The organism is Sphingobium sp. L-44 (genome assembly GCF_056859495.1).
The window spans coordinates 50,438-65,304 of sequence record NZ_JBSXOQ010000093.1 but is presented as its reverse complement, the minus strand read 5'-3'; the positions used below and the strand labels follow the sequence as shown (position 1 = coordinate 65,304).

Annotated in this window: 15 protein-coding genes; 2 read left to right on the top strand and 13 right to left on the bottom strand. The window is 65.7% G+C overall.

The features are described from left to right. Positions 1–2: 2 nt before the first annotated feature. Positions 3–1,823, bottom strand: coding sequence for a hypothetical protein (locus AC13EK_RS13180; protein ID WP_069336787.1), 1,821 nt, complete (start codon positions 1,821–1,823; stop codon positions 3–5). Positions 1,824–1,828: 5 nt separating this feature from the next. Further along, the gene (locus AC13EK_RS13175) at positions 1,829–2,014 is read right to left on the bottom strand and encodes a hypothetical protein (RefSeq protein WP_069336788.1); all 186 of its coding nucleotides are present in this window, start codon (positions 2,012–2,014) and stop codon (positions 1,829–1,831) included. Positions 2,015–2,108: 94 nt separating this feature from the next. Here AC13EK_RS13175 and AC13EK_RS13170 point away from each other — a divergent pair, with 94 nt between their 5' ends. Beyond that, on the top strand, positions 2,109–2,657 hold the full coding sequence (locus tag AC13EK_RS13170; protein ID WP_069336789.1) for a shikimate kinase: 549 nt from the start codon (positions 2,109–2,111) through the stop codon (positions 2,655–2,657). Beyond that, on the top strand, positions 2,648–3,757 hold the full coding sequence (gene aroB / locus AC13EK_RS13165) for a 3-dehydroquinate synthase (protein ID WP_069336790.1): 1,110 nt from the start codon (positions 2,648–2,650) through the stop codon (positions 3,755–3,757). The genes AC13EK_RS13170 and aroB overlap by 10 nt, the downstream gene beginning before the upstream one ends. Positions 3,758–4,174: 417 nt before the next feature. On the opposite strand, the gene rpmE is transcribed toward aroB, so the two are convergent. From rpmE to tsf, 11 genes are all read right to left on the bottom strand, one after another. Beyond that, positions 4,175–4,399 (bottom strand): 50S ribosomal protein L31, encoded by a 225-nt coding sequence (gene rpmE, locus AC13EK_RS13160; RefSeq protein ID WP_004211187.1) that lies wholly within the window; start codon positions 4,397–4,399, stop codon positions 4,175–4,177. A 213-nt stretch (positions 4,400–4,612) separates the two neighbouring features. After that, positions 4,613–5,092, bottom strand: coding sequence for a 3-hydroxyacyl-ACP dehydratase FabZ (gene fabZ / locus AC13EK_RS13155; protein ID WP_004211185.1), 480 nt, complete (start codon positions 5,090–5,092; stop codon positions 4,613–4,615). A 4-nt stretch (positions 5,093–5,096) separates the two neighbouring features. Further along, complete coding sequence (locus tag AC13EK_RS13150; protein WP_004211184.1) at positions 5,097–5,765, bottom strand: OmpH family outer membrane protein; 669 nt, start codon at positions 5,763–5,765, stop codon at positions 5,097–5,099. Beyond that, entirely contained in the window at positions 5,765–8,401 is a 2,637-nt protein-coding gene (gene bamA, locus AC13EK_RS13145) for an outer membrane protein assembly factor BamA (RefSeq protein WP_069336795.1), read from the bottom strand. The genes AC13EK_RS13150 and bamA overlap by 1 nt, the downstream gene beginning before the upstream one ends. An 88-nt stretch (positions 8,402–8,489) precedes the next feature. After that, positions 8,490–9,623: an RIP metalloprotease RseP gene (gene rseP, locus AC13EK_RS13140; protein WP_017499846.1), complete on the bottom strand. Its 1,134-nt coding sequence runs from the start codon at positions 9,621–9,623 to the stop codon at positions 8,490–8,492. Beyond that, the gene (locus AC13EK_RS13135) at positions 9,620–10,777 is read right to left on the bottom strand and encodes a 1-deoxy-D-xylulose-5-phosphate reductoisomerase (RefSeq protein ID WP_069336796.1); all 1,158 of its coding nucleotides are present in this window, start codon (positions 10,775–10,777) and stop codon (positions 9,620–9,622) included. Before AC13EK_RS13135 ends, rseP begins: the two co-directional genes overlap by 4 nt. Next, positions 10,777–11,553 (bottom strand): phosphatidate cytidylyltransferase, encoded by a 777-nt coding sequence (locus AC13EK_RS13130; protein WP_069336797.1) that lies wholly within the window; start codon positions 11,551–11,553, stop codon positions 10,777–10,779. The genes AC13EK_RS13135 and AC13EK_RS13130 overlap by 1 nt, the downstream gene beginning before the upstream one ends. A 5-nt stretch (positions 11,554–11,558) precedes the next feature. Beyond that, positions 11,559–12,299, bottom strand: coding sequence for an isoprenyl transferase (locus AC13EK_RS13125; protein WP_069336798.1), 741 nt, complete (start codon positions 12,297–12,299; stop codon positions 11,559–11,561). Positions 12,300–12,342: 43 nt separating this feature from the next. Beyond that, positions 12,343–12,900, bottom strand: coding sequence for a ribosome recycling factor (gene frr, locus AC13EK_RS13120; RefSeq protein WP_004211176.1), 558 nt, complete (start codon positions 12,898–12,900; stop codon positions 12,343–12,345). Positions 12,901–12,902: 2 nt separating this feature from the next. Continuing rightward, complete coding sequence (pyrH, locus tag AC13EK_RS13115) at positions 12,903–13,628, bottom strand: UMP kinase (protein WP_004211175.1); 726 nt, start codon at positions 13,626–13,628, stop codon at positions 12,903–12,905. A 226-nt stretch (positions 13,629–13,854) separates the two neighbouring features. Next, positions 13,855–14,781, bottom strand: coding sequence for a translation elongation factor Ts (tsf, locus tag AC13EK_RS13110; protein ID WP_010337470.1), 927 nt, complete (start codon positions 14,779–14,781; stop codon positions 13,855–13,857). Positions 14,782–14,867: the final 86 nt, after the last annotated feature.

Genomic DNA, 14,867 nt, shown 5'->3' with positions numbered 1-14,867 from the left:
GGTCAGGACAGGCGGGTCAGGGCCTCGGCCGCGATCATCCGCGCCTCCGGGTCCAGCCCGACGCGATGCAGCGCCGCCACCACATGATAGAGATGACCAGGCGGCAGGCGATGCCAGTCGCGCCCCTGCATGCCGACAGCAGCGAGCAGCGCCACGGTCGCCTTCTCGCCCCGCTGCGCGGCGGCGTCGATCGCACGCGCCCAGCGGCTGTTGGCGGCCAGAGTGAAGCCATTATCCTGCGCCACTGCGGCCGCATCATTGGCCGACAGGCGCGACAGGCCCGCCAGTGCGGCGATCAGCATCCGTCCCTTTTCAGGGCCGGCATCGCCGACATAGCTGGAGATGCGGCTGCTGCCGCTGTCAACCACGGCGCTGGGTGCGCCGACCGCGAGCAACGCCCAGAAATCCTGCGCGCCATCGCCATCGATCTGGCCGATCGCCTGTGCCCAGCGGGCCGCATTGCGATCATAGCCGGCGGTCAGCATCGCCGCGACCAGATTGGCGGCATCGCGCCCATCGGCCTGCGATACCGGCAGTGCGGCGGCGGCGCGGGCCGTGGCGATCAGGCCCACATAATCGGGCGCGCCATTGTCGCGCCACAGCGTCTGCATCGCCTGGATGCGGGCACCCGCAGTCGGGCCGGAATAGGCATTGCGCAGCGCATCGACGCGATCGGCCAGATCGGACGCGAGATCGCCTTCGCTGCCCAGCTCGGCATAGAAATTGACCAGCGCCTCGCTGGAGAAGACGCCCAGCCGTGCGGCGACTTCGCTGCCCGGCAGGCGGCGCACGGCGGTCAGGGCCGGCGCGCGCGCTTCCCAGGCGCGGACGTGCGGGCCGACGCTACCGAACATGTCGTCGGGGATCGGCACGTTGAGCGCCGTCGCCAGGCCATAGCGCCAGGCGGTGAGGCCATCGACGCCGTCCCATTCGATCTTGACCGAACGACGCGCATTGAAGCCCGCGCCGACCATCTTTTCGGCCAAGCGATAATCGATGCCGCGCACCACGCCCTTGCGCTGGGCCTGATTGAGTGCAGCGCTGGCCGAACCCTGATCGCCCGACAGCGCCGGGCAGATCGCCCGCGTCATGTCCCAGCCCGGTTCCTTGCTGGTGCGCAGCGCGCCCGCCGACAGCGGGCACAGGCCCGCAGGATCGGCGGTCGCCAGATAGGTCTGCATCGCGATCGCGTAGAGACGCGGCGTATATTTGTCGGGGTCGACGCTCTGCACCAGCAGCCGGGCGCTATCCGCCTCGCCCATGCGCAGCAGCAGCCAAGCGCGCTCGGCCGCCCAGTCGGCGCCATTGATGCCGCGCGGCGTGTTTGTGGCGCTCAGCAGCGCGCGCCGCAGCAGGATGGAGGCCCAGCGCGACAGGATCGGCGCATGAGTCTGCTTCATCAGCGTGGCGAGATAGGGGCCATATTCCGCGCCGAAGGCGTCGGGTTCCATGCCGCGCGTGGCCGGGGTCAGCGGGCCGATGCGGTCGAGCGAGCGGCGCGCGCTCTGCGGCAGGTCATATTTGGCCTTTTCAGCGGCCAGTTCGTCCGCGCTCATCGCCTCGGCGGCATTGTCCAACGCATTGGCGACCGACAGGTCGAGCGGCTGGACGATTTCGCCCGACGGCGACGGCGTGACCGGCACGACCGGTGCGGGCGATGCCGGACGGGCCGGCTGCGCGGGCGTGGGGGTCGGCGCCGGGGCCGGATCACCAAAGCCGGGCGGCAGCAGCGATTCGGGCGCCTGCTGCGCGACGACCGGCAGCGCCAGGGCGAGCGCAAAGCTGCCCAGCGCCCATTTCGCATTCCCCCGCAGGCGGCTCATGCGGCTTACTGACCCAGTTTCTCGGCCGGGATGACCTTCTCGACGGGCTGTTGCGGCTGTTCGCCACCGCGCGACCAGAGCACGCCGATCAGCAGGATAAGAACCAACACCGCCGCGATCGGAAGGATCGGCAGACGGGTGCGACGGCGCGAACCGCCTTCGAAACTGCTCAGGGAACGATTATTCTTCATGGTCTCTTCTGCGGCTGGCCCGGCGATGTTTGCCGGACGACAGGGGAAAGTTGCGTTTGCCTCAGCGACGGCTGGCTGTATAGCCCCCCTCGCCATGCAGCGAAACAGCAAATTCCCGGAGAGCAAAGCCAAGCGCGGCCCGATCGTGCTGATCGGCATGATGGGCGTGGGCAAATCCACCGTCGGCCGGCGCCTTGCCGCGCGCCTGGGCCTGAGCTTCGTCGATGCCGATGAAGAGATTGAACGGGCCGCCGGCATGAGCGTGAGCGAGATATTCGCCCGCTATGGCGAGGCCCATTTCCGCGATGGCGAGCGCCGGGTGATCGCCCGGCTGATGGACGGCGTGCCCAAGGTGATCGCGACCGGCGGCGGCGCCTTCATGCAGGACGAGACCCGCACGCTGATCCTGGACCATGCCACCACCATCTGGCTGGATGCCGATATCGAGGTGCTGGTCGATCGCGTGTCCCGCCGCGAGGGGCGCCCGCTGCTCAAGGATCGCGACCCGCGCATCGTGCTGACCGAGCTGGCGGCGGTCCGCAACCCCATCTACGCGCTGGCGCCGATCCATGTGAAGAGCATCGCCGCGCCGCACGAGGTCGCCGTCGACCGCATCCTGGAGCAGCTATCCGCATGGCACTAGTCCCCGTCGCGCTGGGCGCGCGCAGCTATGACATCGTCATCGAACAGGGCGCGCTCGATCGTGCGGCCGATCATCTGGCACGCTATGCCCGTGGCGGGCGGCTGGTCGTCGTCACCGACACCCATGTCGCGGCAGCGCAACTGCCCCGGCTCGACGCCAGCCTGCGCCGCGCCAATATCGTCATCGAACCGATCATCCTGCCGGCGGGCGAACAGACCAAGAGCTGGCGCCATCTGGAGGAACTGCTCGACGCGCTGCTGGCGCTGGAGATCGAGCGTGGCGACCATGTCATCGCGCTGGGCGGCGGCGTGATCGGCGACCTGGTCGGCTTTGCGTCGTCCATCCTGAAGCGCGGCTGCCATTTCGTGCAGCTGCCCACCACCCTGCTGGCGCAGGTCGACAGCTCGGTCGGCGGCAAGACCGCGATCAACGCGCGCGCCGGCAAGAATCTGATCGGCAGCTTCTACCAGCCCAGCCTGGTGCTGATCGACCCGTCGGTGCTCGACAGCCTGCCGCTGCGCGAAACCCGCGCCGGCTATGCCGAGGTGGTCAAATATGGCCTGATCGACGATCCCGACTTCTTCGCCTGGTGCGAGGCCAATGCCGACCGGCTGCTGGACGGCGACGCGGAAGCCCGCACCTATGCGATCGAGCGCAGCGTGCGCGCAAAGGCGGCGATCGTCGCCGATGACGAGCGCGAGACGACCGGCCGGCGCGCCCTGCTGAACCTTGGCCACACCTTCGGCCATGCGCTGGAGGCCGATACCGGCTTTTCCGACACGCTGCTCCATGGCGAGGGCGTGGCCGCCGGCATGGCGCTTGCCTTCCGCTATTCGGCGCGCCTTGGCCTGTGCAGCGCGCAGGATGCGGAACGGGTGACCGCGCATCTGAAAGCGATCGGCCTGCCCCATGACTTGGCCAGCGCCCATGTGACGGCCGACGGCGCGGCGCTGGTCGCACATATGCTGCACGACAAGAAGATGGCGGCGGGCACCCTGCCCTTCCTGCTGGCGCGCGGCATCGGCCAGACCTTCCTGTCGAAGGATGTGGTGCTGGACGATGTGGCGGCGTTTCTCGACGCGGACCGCGCTGGCGCCTGACGAGGGCCTATTACGCAGCAGGCAATTACCGCCCCTCCCTCCCAGGAGGGGTTGGGGTGGGTAGCGAGCGCAGCGAGCTTCTGCCCTATCGACCGTAGACCGCCGCTACGCGGCGCACCCACCCCCGCCCGCTCCCTGGAAGGGAGGGGAGGAATATAGCATTGTGCCGACATTTCAGCACCCATCGGCCTCGGTAATAATCGGGACATTCGCCCGCAGCATTTGCGGGCTAGACCAGTCCTTGTCAGCGGCATCCCCTTGCAGATCCCCCTCTGTCGCCGCTGATCCTCCCCTGAACCTCGGCCTCCAGCTTTTAGCTGGAGGCCCTTTTTTTTGTGCCGTGCGCATCGCGCCCAGGCACAAAAAAAGGGCGCCCGGTGGAGGCGCCCTTTCGATATCGTGCCTGTGAAAGGCCGATTACTTCTTCAGCGTCAGGCCGCCAAAGCGCTTGTTGAAGCGCGCAACCTGGCCACCGGTGTCCAGCTGGCGGTTGCCGCCGGTCCAGGCCGGGTGCGACTTGGGGTCGATGTCGAGCGCCATCGTGTCGCCTTCCTTGCCCCAGGTCGAGCGGGTCTGGAAGGTGGTGCCGTCGGTCATCTGGACGGTGATGAAGTGGTAATCGGGGTGGGTATCGGCCTTCATGGCGTCTTGCTCCGTGTGTGTGCCGGTTCCGACCGGCTATGGATGCGATAAAATGCGAAGGCGCGCCGTTAGCGTTTTCGGCGCGCCAAAGCAAGGAAAAGGATGCGCCCAAGCATCGTGCGAAAAAGTGGGAACCGGTTTTTCGCTTAAAACGATGCGGTAACAAAGAACGAGCGCGCGACCGGCGTTCCGTTTAACGCCTCGCGCGCTCCCTCAGTCCTTGGGCGGATCGGCGATCATCGCGACGAAATTGGCTTCCGCCGCCAGCTTGCCGTCGATCAGCGCACGGCCGGCGAACTTGCAGACCGCGCCGCGCATCTGCGTCACTTCGACATGCAGGTCGAGCAGGCAGCCCGGCTCCACAGGGGTCCGGAACTTCGCGCCGTCGATGCTCATGAAATAGACGAGCTTGCCGGAATCCGCGAGCCCCAGCGAATCGACCACCAGCACGCCGGCCGCCTGGGCCATAGCCTCGACGATCAGCACGCCCGGCATAATCGGCCGGCCGGGGAAATGCCCCTGGAAGAAGGGCTCGTTCATCGACACCGCCTTGATCGCATGGATCGACTGGCTCGGCACCAGCGACGCCACGCGGTCAACCAGCAGCATCGGGTAACGATGCGGCAGGGCGGCCATGACCCGACGGATATCCATCGGGCCACGGGCTTCCTTGTTATCAACCTCTCCGGTCATCTTATCAGCGCGACTTGGGCGCCTGCGCCGGGTTGGCGGGGGCCGGAGCGGCAGCGGCCGGGGCCGCAGCCTGGCCCTGACGACCGCCCGGCTGCCAGCCGGCGGGCGGGGTGATGCCGACGCTGGGCACCAGCGTGTTGAGTTCGGTCACGACCGCGGCCGTGATGTCGACGGTCGGCTGATAGGAGACGGTCGCGTCGGGCGACAGGACCAGGTCGACCTTCGCCTTGGTCATGGCGGCCTTCAGCGCGTCCGACAGCTTGGCGGTGATCTGTTCCTCGACATAGGCATTGGCGAGCGCGATCGGCTGACCCAGGCGCTGCAGTTCGGCCTGCGCGGTCTGCTGCGACTGCTGGAACTGCTGATACTGGGTTTCGATCGCCGGGGTCGGCTTGCCGCCGGCCGCCTTCAGGGCAGCCTGCAGGGCGTCGCCCTTGGTCTTGAGATCGGTGTCGATCGCGGTCTTGCGCGCGGTGAAGCTGTCGATCTGCGCCTTGTAGGTGGTCTGGATCTGGGTGCGAGCGGTCGAATAGGCCGCGCTGGTGGCAACCGCGCGCTGCAGATCGACGACGGCGATGCCCTGCTTCGACTGGGCAGCGGCCGGCGCGGCGGTCAGAGCGATGGCGGTGACAGGCGCGATACCGAGCGCCAGAGCCTTGATAAACGTCTTCATCAGAATTGAGTCCCTACGTTGAAGGTGATGAGTTTGTTGTCGTCCCCTGGTTCCTTGAGCAGGGCCTTGGCGATGTCGATGCGGAACGGCCCGAAGGGCGAGTTCCAGTTGACGCCGAAGCCCACGGACAGACGCGGTTTCAGCGTGTCGCCCAGATAATCTTCCTCGAACATGCCGCTCTTGGTGTCATAGCCAACAGGGCAGACCGGGCTGGCCGCCGTGCCGGTCGCACGGACGGTGCTCAGCGAACCGGTGGAGTCGGAGCAATAGCCCGCAAAGTTGATGGTGCCCGGATTCTTCAGGCCGGCAACGGCGCCGACATCCGCGAAGATCGACGGACGCAGGCCCATTTCACGGGCACCCGAACCCAGCGGAATCTCCATTTCGGCGCGGGCCATATAATAGACGCGGCCACCCAGCGCGTCATCCGACACATTATTGTTGCCGGTCTGGCGGACATAGCTGGTGGAACCGTCATCATTGGTCTGCGAAACCAGATAATAGCGCTTCACGCGCGGACCAACGCCGCGAATGTCGAAGCCGCGCATCTGCGGTTCACCCAGGAAGAAGCGGTCGGTCAGGCGGATCGGGTCGACTTCGGCGCCGGTGGCGTCATAGCGCGTGCCCTGGAGGCTGTGGATATAGCCGCCTTCGCCTGTCAGCGAGAAGATGAAGCCGCCGCCCAGCCCCCAATATTTGGCAGCATTGGCGCGGGTGCGGATGTAGCGGACATCGCCGCCCAGGCCGGCAAAGTCCTGGCTGAGCGTAACGGTCTGGCCACGGGTCGGACGGATGCGGTTGTCACGGGTATCATAGATCAGCGAGTAGCCGATCGACGAGGTCGTGCGCTTGCCGATGGCATCGCAGAGATAGCGGCCGGCCAGCAGCGGGTCGCAGACGCCGTCGGTATAATAGGTGTCCTTGTCCAGCGTCACGTCGTCGAAGTTCAGCGTGTAGCGCAGTGCCAGCGACACATATTCGGTGATCGGCACGCCGGCCCGCAGCTGGAAGCCGGTCGTGGTCTGTTCATAGGTGGTGTCGCGGTCGTTATTGCTGAGATAACGGAAGCTGTTGAGGTCGCGGCGATAGATGTCGCCGCCCAGCGCGATATTCTTGTCCATGAAATAGGGCTCGGTGAAGCCCACTTCGACCGACTTGGAATAAGCCGAATAATTGACCGAGGTGCGCAGTTCCTGGCCCTTGCCGCGGAAGTTGCGCTGGGTGATCGACGCCGAGATGATGAAGCGTTCGAGCGAGGAGTAGCCGGCCGAGAGCGAGAGTTCGCCGGTCGACTTTTCCTGGACGTTGGTTTCCAGCACGATGCGGTCGGGCGCCGAGCCGGGCTTCTGCTCAATGTCCAGCTTTTCCTGGAAGAAGCCGAGCGAGTTGATACGGTCCTTCGAGCGCTTGACGAGGAAGCTGTTGAAGGCGTCGCCTTCGGCCAGGCGGAACTCGCGGCGGACGACCTTGTCCTGGGTCAGCGTGTTGCCGTTGATGTCGACGCGCTCGACATAGACGCGCGGGGCGTTGGCGATGCGGAAATTGATCCCCATCGTCAGGTCGTCCTTCGACCGATTGAAGTCAGGTTCGACCTGGGCGAAGGCATAGCCGAACAGGCCGGCGGTTTCGCTCAGCGTATCGACCGTGTCCTCGACCTGCTTGGCATTGTACCAGTCGCCCTTCTTCATCGGCAGGCGGCGGGTCAGCGCATCGCCCGACAGGTCGCGAATATCGGATTCGACCTTCACGTCGCCAAACTTGTAGCGATCCCCTTCCTCGACCACATAAGTGATGATGAAGTCCTGCTTGTCAGGCGTCAGTTCCGCGACGGCCGAGATCACGCGGAAATCGGCATAGCCTTCGGTCAGGTAGAATTGGCGCAGCTTCTGCTGGTCATAGGCCAGGCGATCCGGGTCATAGCTGGTGCCCGACGAGAAGATGCGGAACCAGCGCGACTGCTTGGTCACCATCTGGCCGCGCAGTTCGCCGTCCTTGAACTTCTCGTTGCCGATGATGTTGATCTGGCGGACCTTGGACTTGGGCCCTTCCGAGATTTCGAACACGATGTCGACGCGGTTCTGGTCCAGCTGGACCATCTTGGGCTCGATCGTCGCGGCAAAGCGGCCCTGGCGGCGATACAGCTCGACGATGCGGGCGACGTCGGCGCGGACCTTGGAGCGGGTATAGATCTGGCGCGGCGCCAGTTTTATTTCGGGACGGATCTTGTCGTCCTTCAGGCGCTTATTACCTTCAAGGACGATACGGTTGATGACGGGGTTTTCCTTCACCTCGACGGTCAGCGCACCGCCATCGTTGCGGATCTGGACGTCGGCGAAGAGTTCGGTCTCATACAGGTCGCGCAGCGCCTGATCGAGCGATTCCTGGCTGAAGGCCTGGCCCACGCGCAGCTTGGTGTAGGACATGACCGTGTCCTGCTCCAGGCGCTGGGTGCCGGTCACGGTGATGCTGCGGATCGTGCCTTCGGGCGTATTGGCCGTGGACGTCGCGATCGGCGCAGCCGCCGGTGCTGCCGGGGCCGCATTCTGGGCCATCGCCGGCACGGCCGACAGGCCCGCAATCATCGTCGTGGCCAACAGGGCCGCGATGATCGGACGCTGGCCCTTGCTGCTGTTCATCGCTGTCACCCGCTCACCTCAAAAAAGTAAAAAACTGTTTCGCCAGAAATAGACGGCGCCGAACCGCGCCTTCCCTGCCCGATGCGGCTCAGCCGATCAAGCCGGACAGCCGCTCCCACAATCCGAAAGACGACAAATCGTTGAAGGTCACCAGCAACATGACCGTCATCAGCAGCGCCAGACCCGACCGATAGGCCCAATCCTGCACCTGCGGGCTCACCGGCCGCCGCTGCACTGCCTCCACCCCATAGAAAAGCAGATGACCGCCATCCAGCATGGGAATTGGCAAGAGGTTGATGAACCCCAAGTTAATCGAGATGAGGGCGATGAAGAAGATGAAGCTCTCCAGCCCCAGCGTCGCCGCCTGCCCCGACACCTGTGCGATCTTGAGCGGCCCGCCCAGTTCCTTGACCGAACGGTCGCCGCCGATCACCTGGCCCAGCGTCTCCACCATGGTGCGGATGATCTGGCCGGTCCGCTCGATCGCCACCACGGGCGCGCGCAGCAGGCTGACCGGCTCGATCACGGGCTCGCCCGGCGCGATGCCCAGCCGCCCGATGCGGAACTTGTTGCCGAAACCGTCATCTTCGCTGACCGCGCCGACATGGCCCTGCTTCTCGATCACCTGCCCCTTGCGGTCGAGCAGGATCGTCACCGGCTCACCGGGACGGATCTGCGCATAAAGACGGATATCGTCGAAGGTGCTCATCGCCCGGCCATTGAGCGAGACGATGCGATCGCCCGGCTGAATGCCGGCCATGGCAGCGGCGCTGCCGGGCTGGACCATGCCAGCAACCGCCGGGGTCCGGCTTTCGCCATGCAGGAAGGCGAAGGCGGCCAGGATCAGGATGGCGAAGAGGAAATTGATCGCCGGGCCGGCGGCGACGATCGCCGCGCGCTGCCACAACGGCTTGGCCGGGAAGCTTTCGGCGCGATCCTGCGCTGACATTTCCAGCCATTTGGGATCGGTCTGGCTGGCCGCGTTCATGTCGCCCTTGAAGCGGACATAGCCGCCCAGCGGCAGCGCCGCGAGCCGCCAGCGGGTGCCGCGCCTGTCCACCCAGGCGGCGATTTCCGGGCCGAAGCCGATCGAGAAGGCCTCCGCCTTCACCCCGCACCAGCGTCCGACCAGATAATGACCCAGTTCATGCACGAAGACGAGCGGCCCGATGACCGCCACGAAAGCCAAGATGGTCAACAGGAAACCGGGATTGTGGATCAAACCGTCAATCTTTCCATCACATCACCCGCCATAACCCGTGCCGTTGCATCGGCGTGCAGGACATCGTCCATGCAGGCAGGCATCGGCGCGCTATAGCGATTGAGAACATCCTCCACAATCATGGCGATATCAAGGAAGCCGATGCGGCCGGCCAGAAAGGCCGCCACGGCGACCTCGTTGGCGGCGTTGAGGATGGCGGCCGATGCGTCGTCCGCCTGCGCCGCCGCGCGCGCTAAGCGCAGCGCCGGGAAGCGCCGGTCGTCGGGCACTTCAAAGTCCAGACGGCCGATCCGGGCCAGGTCGAGCGGCTGGCAGGGCGTGGCGATCCGCGCCGGCCAGGCCAGCGCATGGGCGATCGGGATGCGCATGTCGGGCGAACCGAGCTGTGCCAAAGTGGACCGGTCGCGATATTCGACCATCGAATGGATGACCGATTGCGGGTGGACCAATATCTCGATCCGGTCGAGCCCGACCGGAAAGAGATGGGCCGCCTCGATCAATTCCAGCCCCTTGTTCATCATCGTCGCGCTGTCGACGCTGATCTTCGCGCCCATCGACCAGTTGGGATGAGCCACGGCCTGCGCCGGTGTGATGGCGCGCATATCCTCATAGCCGAGCGTGCGGAACGGTCCGCCGCTCGCGGTCAGGATGATGCGCGCGACATCGTCCAGGCTGCTGCCCGCCAGGCACTGGAAGATCGCATTATGCTCGCTGTCCACCGGCAGCAGCGTCGCGCCCGATGCGGTCGCCGCCTGCATCATCAGCGCGCCGGCCGACACCAGCGATTCCTTGTTGGCCAGCGCCACCGTACCGCCGGCCTGCAGCGCGGCGATGGTGGGCTTGAGGCCCGCGCAGCCGACGATCGCAGCCATGGTCCAGTCGGCACCCGCCGCCGCGGCATCGACCAGCGCGCCCTCGCCCGCCGCCGCCTCGACACCCGATCCGGCAAGCGCGTCCTTGAGCGCGCCATAATGGGCTTCGTCCGCGACCACGGCGATCTGCGCACCGACCGCGCGCGCGGCGGCGGCAAGGCCGGCGACATCGCGGTTGGCGGTCAGGGCAATGACCGCATAGGCATCGGGGTCGCGCTGGATCAGGTCCAGCGTCGACATGCCGACCGATCCGGTGGCGCCGAAGACGGAAACGCTGCGCATCAGGCGCCCGCCAGGACCAGATAGAGCAAGGCGGCGAGCGGCGCCGCCGCTACCACGCCGTCGAGCCGGTCCATCACCCCGCCATGGCCGGGCAGCAGATTGCTGCTGTCCTTGACGCCGGCGCGGCGCTTCATCGCGCTTTCGAGCAGATCGCCAAGCTGTGCCGCAACCGCGAGCAGGCCGCTTGCCGCCGCCAGTTGGATCGGCAGGTCAGCAAAACGATAGAGAAGGAAGCCGGTGAGCAGGGCCGCGAGCACGCCGCCGCCCAGCCCCGACCAGGTCTTGGACGGGCTGACCCGTGGCGCCAGCTTGGGCCCGCCGATCGAGCGACCGGCAAAATAGGCGCCGATATCGGTGGCCCAGACCAGACCGAGTGCCCAGAAGGCGAGCAGCAGGCCATGGCTGTCGGGCGCCTGCCCGCGCAGGAACAGCAGCGCCATCACCGGCAGACAGATATAGAGAATGCCGAGCGCCAGCTTGATCGCGCGGCTGGTGATCAGCACGAAGAAGAAAGAGGCCATCATCAGGCCGAAGCCGAGCCAGGACACGCCCGCCGCCACCGGGCAGAGGATCGCCAGCGGCACCGAGACGGCATACATCGCCATCTTGCGCTGATCGGACGAGGCGCCGGTCAGCATGCCCCATTCGCCCATCATCAGCACACCGGCGATCGACAGCAGCATCCAGAAGACGAAGCCGCCAAAGACCAGCGCGCCGACGGCAACGGCGATCAGGCCAAGGCCAACGATCGTGCGGGTCCGCAATTCACTCGACATGTTACTCACAGTCCGCCGAAACGGCGGTCCCTCATGCGGAAGGCGTCGAGCGCCTGCGCCAATGCCCGGCCATCGAAATCGGGCCAGAGCATATCGGTAAAATAGAGTTCGGCATAAGCCGCCTGCCACAGCATGAAATTGCTGAGCCGCTGCTCGCCCGAGGTGCGGATCAGCAGGTCGAGCGGCGGCAGGTCGGCAGTGTAGAGTTCGGCGTCGATCGCTTCGATGCCGATATTTTCGGCCGACAATTCACCGCTCGCCACCCGCTCGGCCAGACGCTGCGCCGCGCGCACCATCTCGTCCTGCGCGCCATAGTTGAGCGCGATCGCGATCACCGGGCCAGTGTTGGCGGCGGTGCGCGCCATCGCGCTTTCGATCAGTTCGACCAAGCCAGGCTCCAGCGCCTTGTAGTTGCCGATCACCCGCAGCCGCACGCCATTGGCATGGAACTCGTCGATATCCGACTGGATGAAATGGCGCAGCAGCCCCATCAGGTCGGACACCTCGGTCGCCGGACGCTTCCAGTTCTCCGAAGAAAAGGCGTAGAGCGTCAGGCATTCAAGGCCCATATCCTGCGCCGCGCGGGCGACACGGCGCACCGCCTCCACCCCGGCGCGATGGCCGGCGATGCGCGGCAACAGCCGCTTCTTCGCCCAGCGGCCATTGCCGTCCATGATGATGGCGACATGACGCGCACCATGGGCAGGCGCAGCGCTGGTAAGATCGGGCTTGGCTTGTGTGGCCATCAGATAGGAATGCGTGCTTTGGCCGCGAAAGAAAAGCCCCGGCTTACTGGCCGAGGATTTCCTTTTCCTTGGCCGAAGCGGCCGCGTCGATATCCACGATGGTGGCGTCGGTCAGCTTCTGGACTTCGGTTTCCAGACGCTTGCGCTCGTCTTCGCTGATCTCGCCCTTCTTCTCGTCGGTCTTCAGGCTGTCCATGCCGTCGCGACGGACGTTGCGGACGGCGACGCGCGCGCCTTCGGCATATTTGCTGGCGAGCTTGGCCAGTTCCTTGCGGCGTTCCTCGGTGAGGTCCGGGATCGGCAGGCGCAGCGTCTGGCCGTCGACGATCGGGTTGAGGCCCAGGCCCGCCGAGCGGATCGCCTTGTCGCAGGGGCCGACATTGGCCTTGTCCCACACCTGGACCGACAGCATGCGCGGCTCGGGCGCCGACACGGTGGCGACCTGGTTCAGCGGCATGTTGGCGCCATAGACGGTGACCATGACGGGATCGAGCAGCTGCACATTGGCGCGGCCGGTGCGCAGACCGGTGAGATCGCCCTTCAGCGCTTCGATTGCGCCGGCCATGCGGCGTTCGAGGTCGGACTTGTTATACTGGGCCATTATTAGCGCTCCTGATTTTGCACGATCGTCGCGGTGCCTTCACCCGCCAGCACCTTGGCCAGGTTGCCTTCCTCGCGGATGTTGAAGACGACGATGGGAATATGATTTTCACGGCACAGCGCGATCGCGCTGGCGTCCATGACCTTGAGATTGTCGGTCAGCACCTGATCGAAGCTGATCGCCTCATAGCGGGTGGCGTCCGCGACCTTCTTGGGATCGGCATCATAGATGCCATCGACGCTGGTGCCCTTGAACAGCGCGTCGCAGTTCATTTCCGCTGCGCGCAGGGCCGCCGTGGTATCGGTGGTGAAGAAGGGATTGCCGGTGCCCGCCGCGAAGATCACGATCCGGCCCTTCTCCATGTGGCGCACGGCCTTGCGCCGGATATAGGGTTCGCACACCGACGCCATCGGAATGGCCGACTGAACGCGGGTGTCGCAGCCGATCTTTTCCAGCGCATTCTGCACCGCCAGCGCGTTCATCACGGTCGCCAGCATGCCCATATAGTCGGCGCTGGTGCGGTCGAAGCCCTTGGCCGCGCCGGCAAGGCCGCGGAAGATGTTGCCGCCACCCACGACCACGCACAGTTCGAAGCCCGCATCCTTCGCCGCGGCGATTTCGCCAGCGACGCGATCGACGGTCTCGGGATCGATGCCGAACTGGCCGGACCCCATCAGCACCTCGCCCGACAATTTCAGCAGGATGCGTTTGAAGGCTGGCCGGGTCATGTGGGGCAAGAATCCTTGATGGTTGGCAGGGGAAGCGGCCGGGACATTAGAGGCGGTAAAGCGCGATGCCAAGGGGCGTTTGTCGTGCGCTCCAGCCTCTTCATGGAGAAAGCGGCACCGATGGCGCCCGGCCCGACCGGCGCCGACCGCCGAACGCACCATGCTCTCATAGAAAAAGGGCGCCCCGCAGGACGCCCCTTCCCTTTGCTTGTCGCTCGATCGGCGATCAGGCGCCGGCGGCAGCAGCCACTTCGGCGGCGAAGTCGCTGACTTCCTTCTCGATGCCTTCACCCAGCTGGAAGCGGACATAGGACTTGAGCGAGATCGACTTGCCGGCATCCTTGGCCGCCTTGGCGACGACGTCGGCGATCGGGGTCTTGTTGTCCATCACGAACAGCTGCGAGAGCAGGGCCTGCTCCTTGGCGAACTTGGCGACCGCACCGTCGACCATCTTGGCGACGATTTCGGCGGGCTTGCCCGATTCGGCAGCCTTTTCAGCGGCGATCGCGCGCTCACGCTCCAGCAGGGCCGGATCGATGTCGTCAGCCGACAGGGCCAGCGGGAAGGCAGCGGCGATGTGCATGGCCAGCTGCTTGCCCAGCGGCTCCAGAACGTCGGCGGGGGCATCGCCTTCGAGCGCAACGAGCACGCCGATCTTGCCGAGGCCCGGCGCAGCAGCGTTGTGCACGTAGGGCACGACGACGCCTTCGGTCACTTCGACATGGGCGACGCGACGCAGATTCTGATTTTCGCCGATGGTGGCGATGTTGGCGACCAGCTTTTCGGCGATGGTGCCGCCGGCGGGGTGCGGCTGGGCCGACAGGGCTTCGGCGTCAGCCGCGCCCGATTCCAGCGCAACGGTCGACACGGTGCGAACGAAGTCCTGGAACTGGTCGTTCTTGGCAACGAAGTCGGTTTCGCTGTTCACTTCGACGGCAACACCCTTGGTGCCGGCGACGGCAACGCCGACCAGGCCTTCAGCGGCGGTGCGGCTCGACTTCTTCTGGGCAGCAGCCAGACCCTTGGCGCGCAGCCAGTCGGTCGCCGCTTCGATGTCGCCATTGGCTTCGGTGAGGGCCTTCTTGCAATCCATCATGCCCGCGCCCGAACGGTCGCGCAGTTCCTTGACGGCGGCAGCGGTAATCTCGGCCATGTTGAGGCTCCTAAATCAAAAGGGGTTTAATCAGATAAGCACTAGGGCGCGTTCCGTAATGGACCGCGCCCTAGCCTGTCATTCTT

What these genes read in the sequence shown, in the direction of transcription:
- AC13EK_RS13180 (WP_069336787.1), bottom strand. Translation starts at nt 1,823, where the DNA reads ATGAGCCGCCTGCGGGGGAATGCGAAATGGGCGCTGGGCAGCTTTGCG.
- AC13EK_RS13175 (WP_069336788.1), bottom strand. Translation starts at nt 2,014, where the DNA reads ATGAAGAATAATCGTTCCCTGAGCAGTTTCGAAGGCGGTTCGCGCCGT.
- AC13EK_RS13170 (WP_069336789.1), top strand. Translation starts at nt 2,109, where the DNA reads ATGCAGCGAAACAGCAAATTCCCGGAGAGCAAAGCCAAGCGCGGCCCG.
- aroB (WP_069336790.1), top strand. Translation starts at nt 2,648, where the DNA reads ATGGCACTAGTCCCCGTCGCGCTGGGCGCGCGCAGCTATGACATCGTC.
- rpmE (WP_004211187.1), bottom strand. Translation starts at nt 4,399, where the DNA reads ATGAAGGCCGATACCCACCCCGATTACCACTTCATCACCGTCCAGATG.
- fabZ (WP_004211185.1), bottom strand. Translation starts at nt 5,092, where the DNA reads ATGACCGGAGAGGTTGATAACAAGGAAGCCCGTGGCCCGATGGATATC.
- AC13EK_RS13150 (WP_004211184.1), bottom strand. Translation starts at nt 5,765, where the DNA reads ATGAAGACGTTTATCAAGGCTCTGGCGCTCGGTATCGCGCCTGTCACC.
- bamA (WP_069336795.1), bottom strand. Translation starts at nt 8,401, where the DNA reads ATGAACAGCAGCAAGGGCCAGCGTCCGATCATCGCGGCCCTGTTGGCC.
- AC13EK_RS13135 (WP_069336796.1), bottom strand. Translation starts at nt 10,777, where the DNA reads ATGCGCAGCGTTTCCGTCTTCGGCGCCACCGGATCGGTCGGCATGTCG.
- AC13EK_RS13130 (WP_069336797.1), bottom strand. Translation starts at nt 11,553, where the DNA reads ATGTCGAGTGAATTGCGGACCCGCACGATCGTTGGCCTTGGCCTGATC.
- AC13EK_RS13125 (WP_069336798.1), bottom strand. Translation starts at nt 12,299, where the DNA reads ATGGCCACACAAGCCAAGCCCGATCTTACCAGCGCTGCGCCTGCCCAT.
- frr (WP_004211176.1), bottom strand. Translation starts at nt 12,900, where the DNA reads ATGGCCCAGTATAACAAGTCCGACCTCGAACGCCGCATGGCCGGCGCA.
- pyrH (WP_004211175.1), bottom strand. Translation starts at nt 13,628, where the DNA reads ATGACCCGGCCAGCCTTCAAACGCATCCTGCTGAAATTGTCGGGCGAG.
- tsf (WP_010337470.1), bottom strand. Translation starts at nt 14,781, where the DNA reads ATGGCCGAGATTACCGCTGCCGCCGTCAAGGAACTGCGCGACCGTTCG.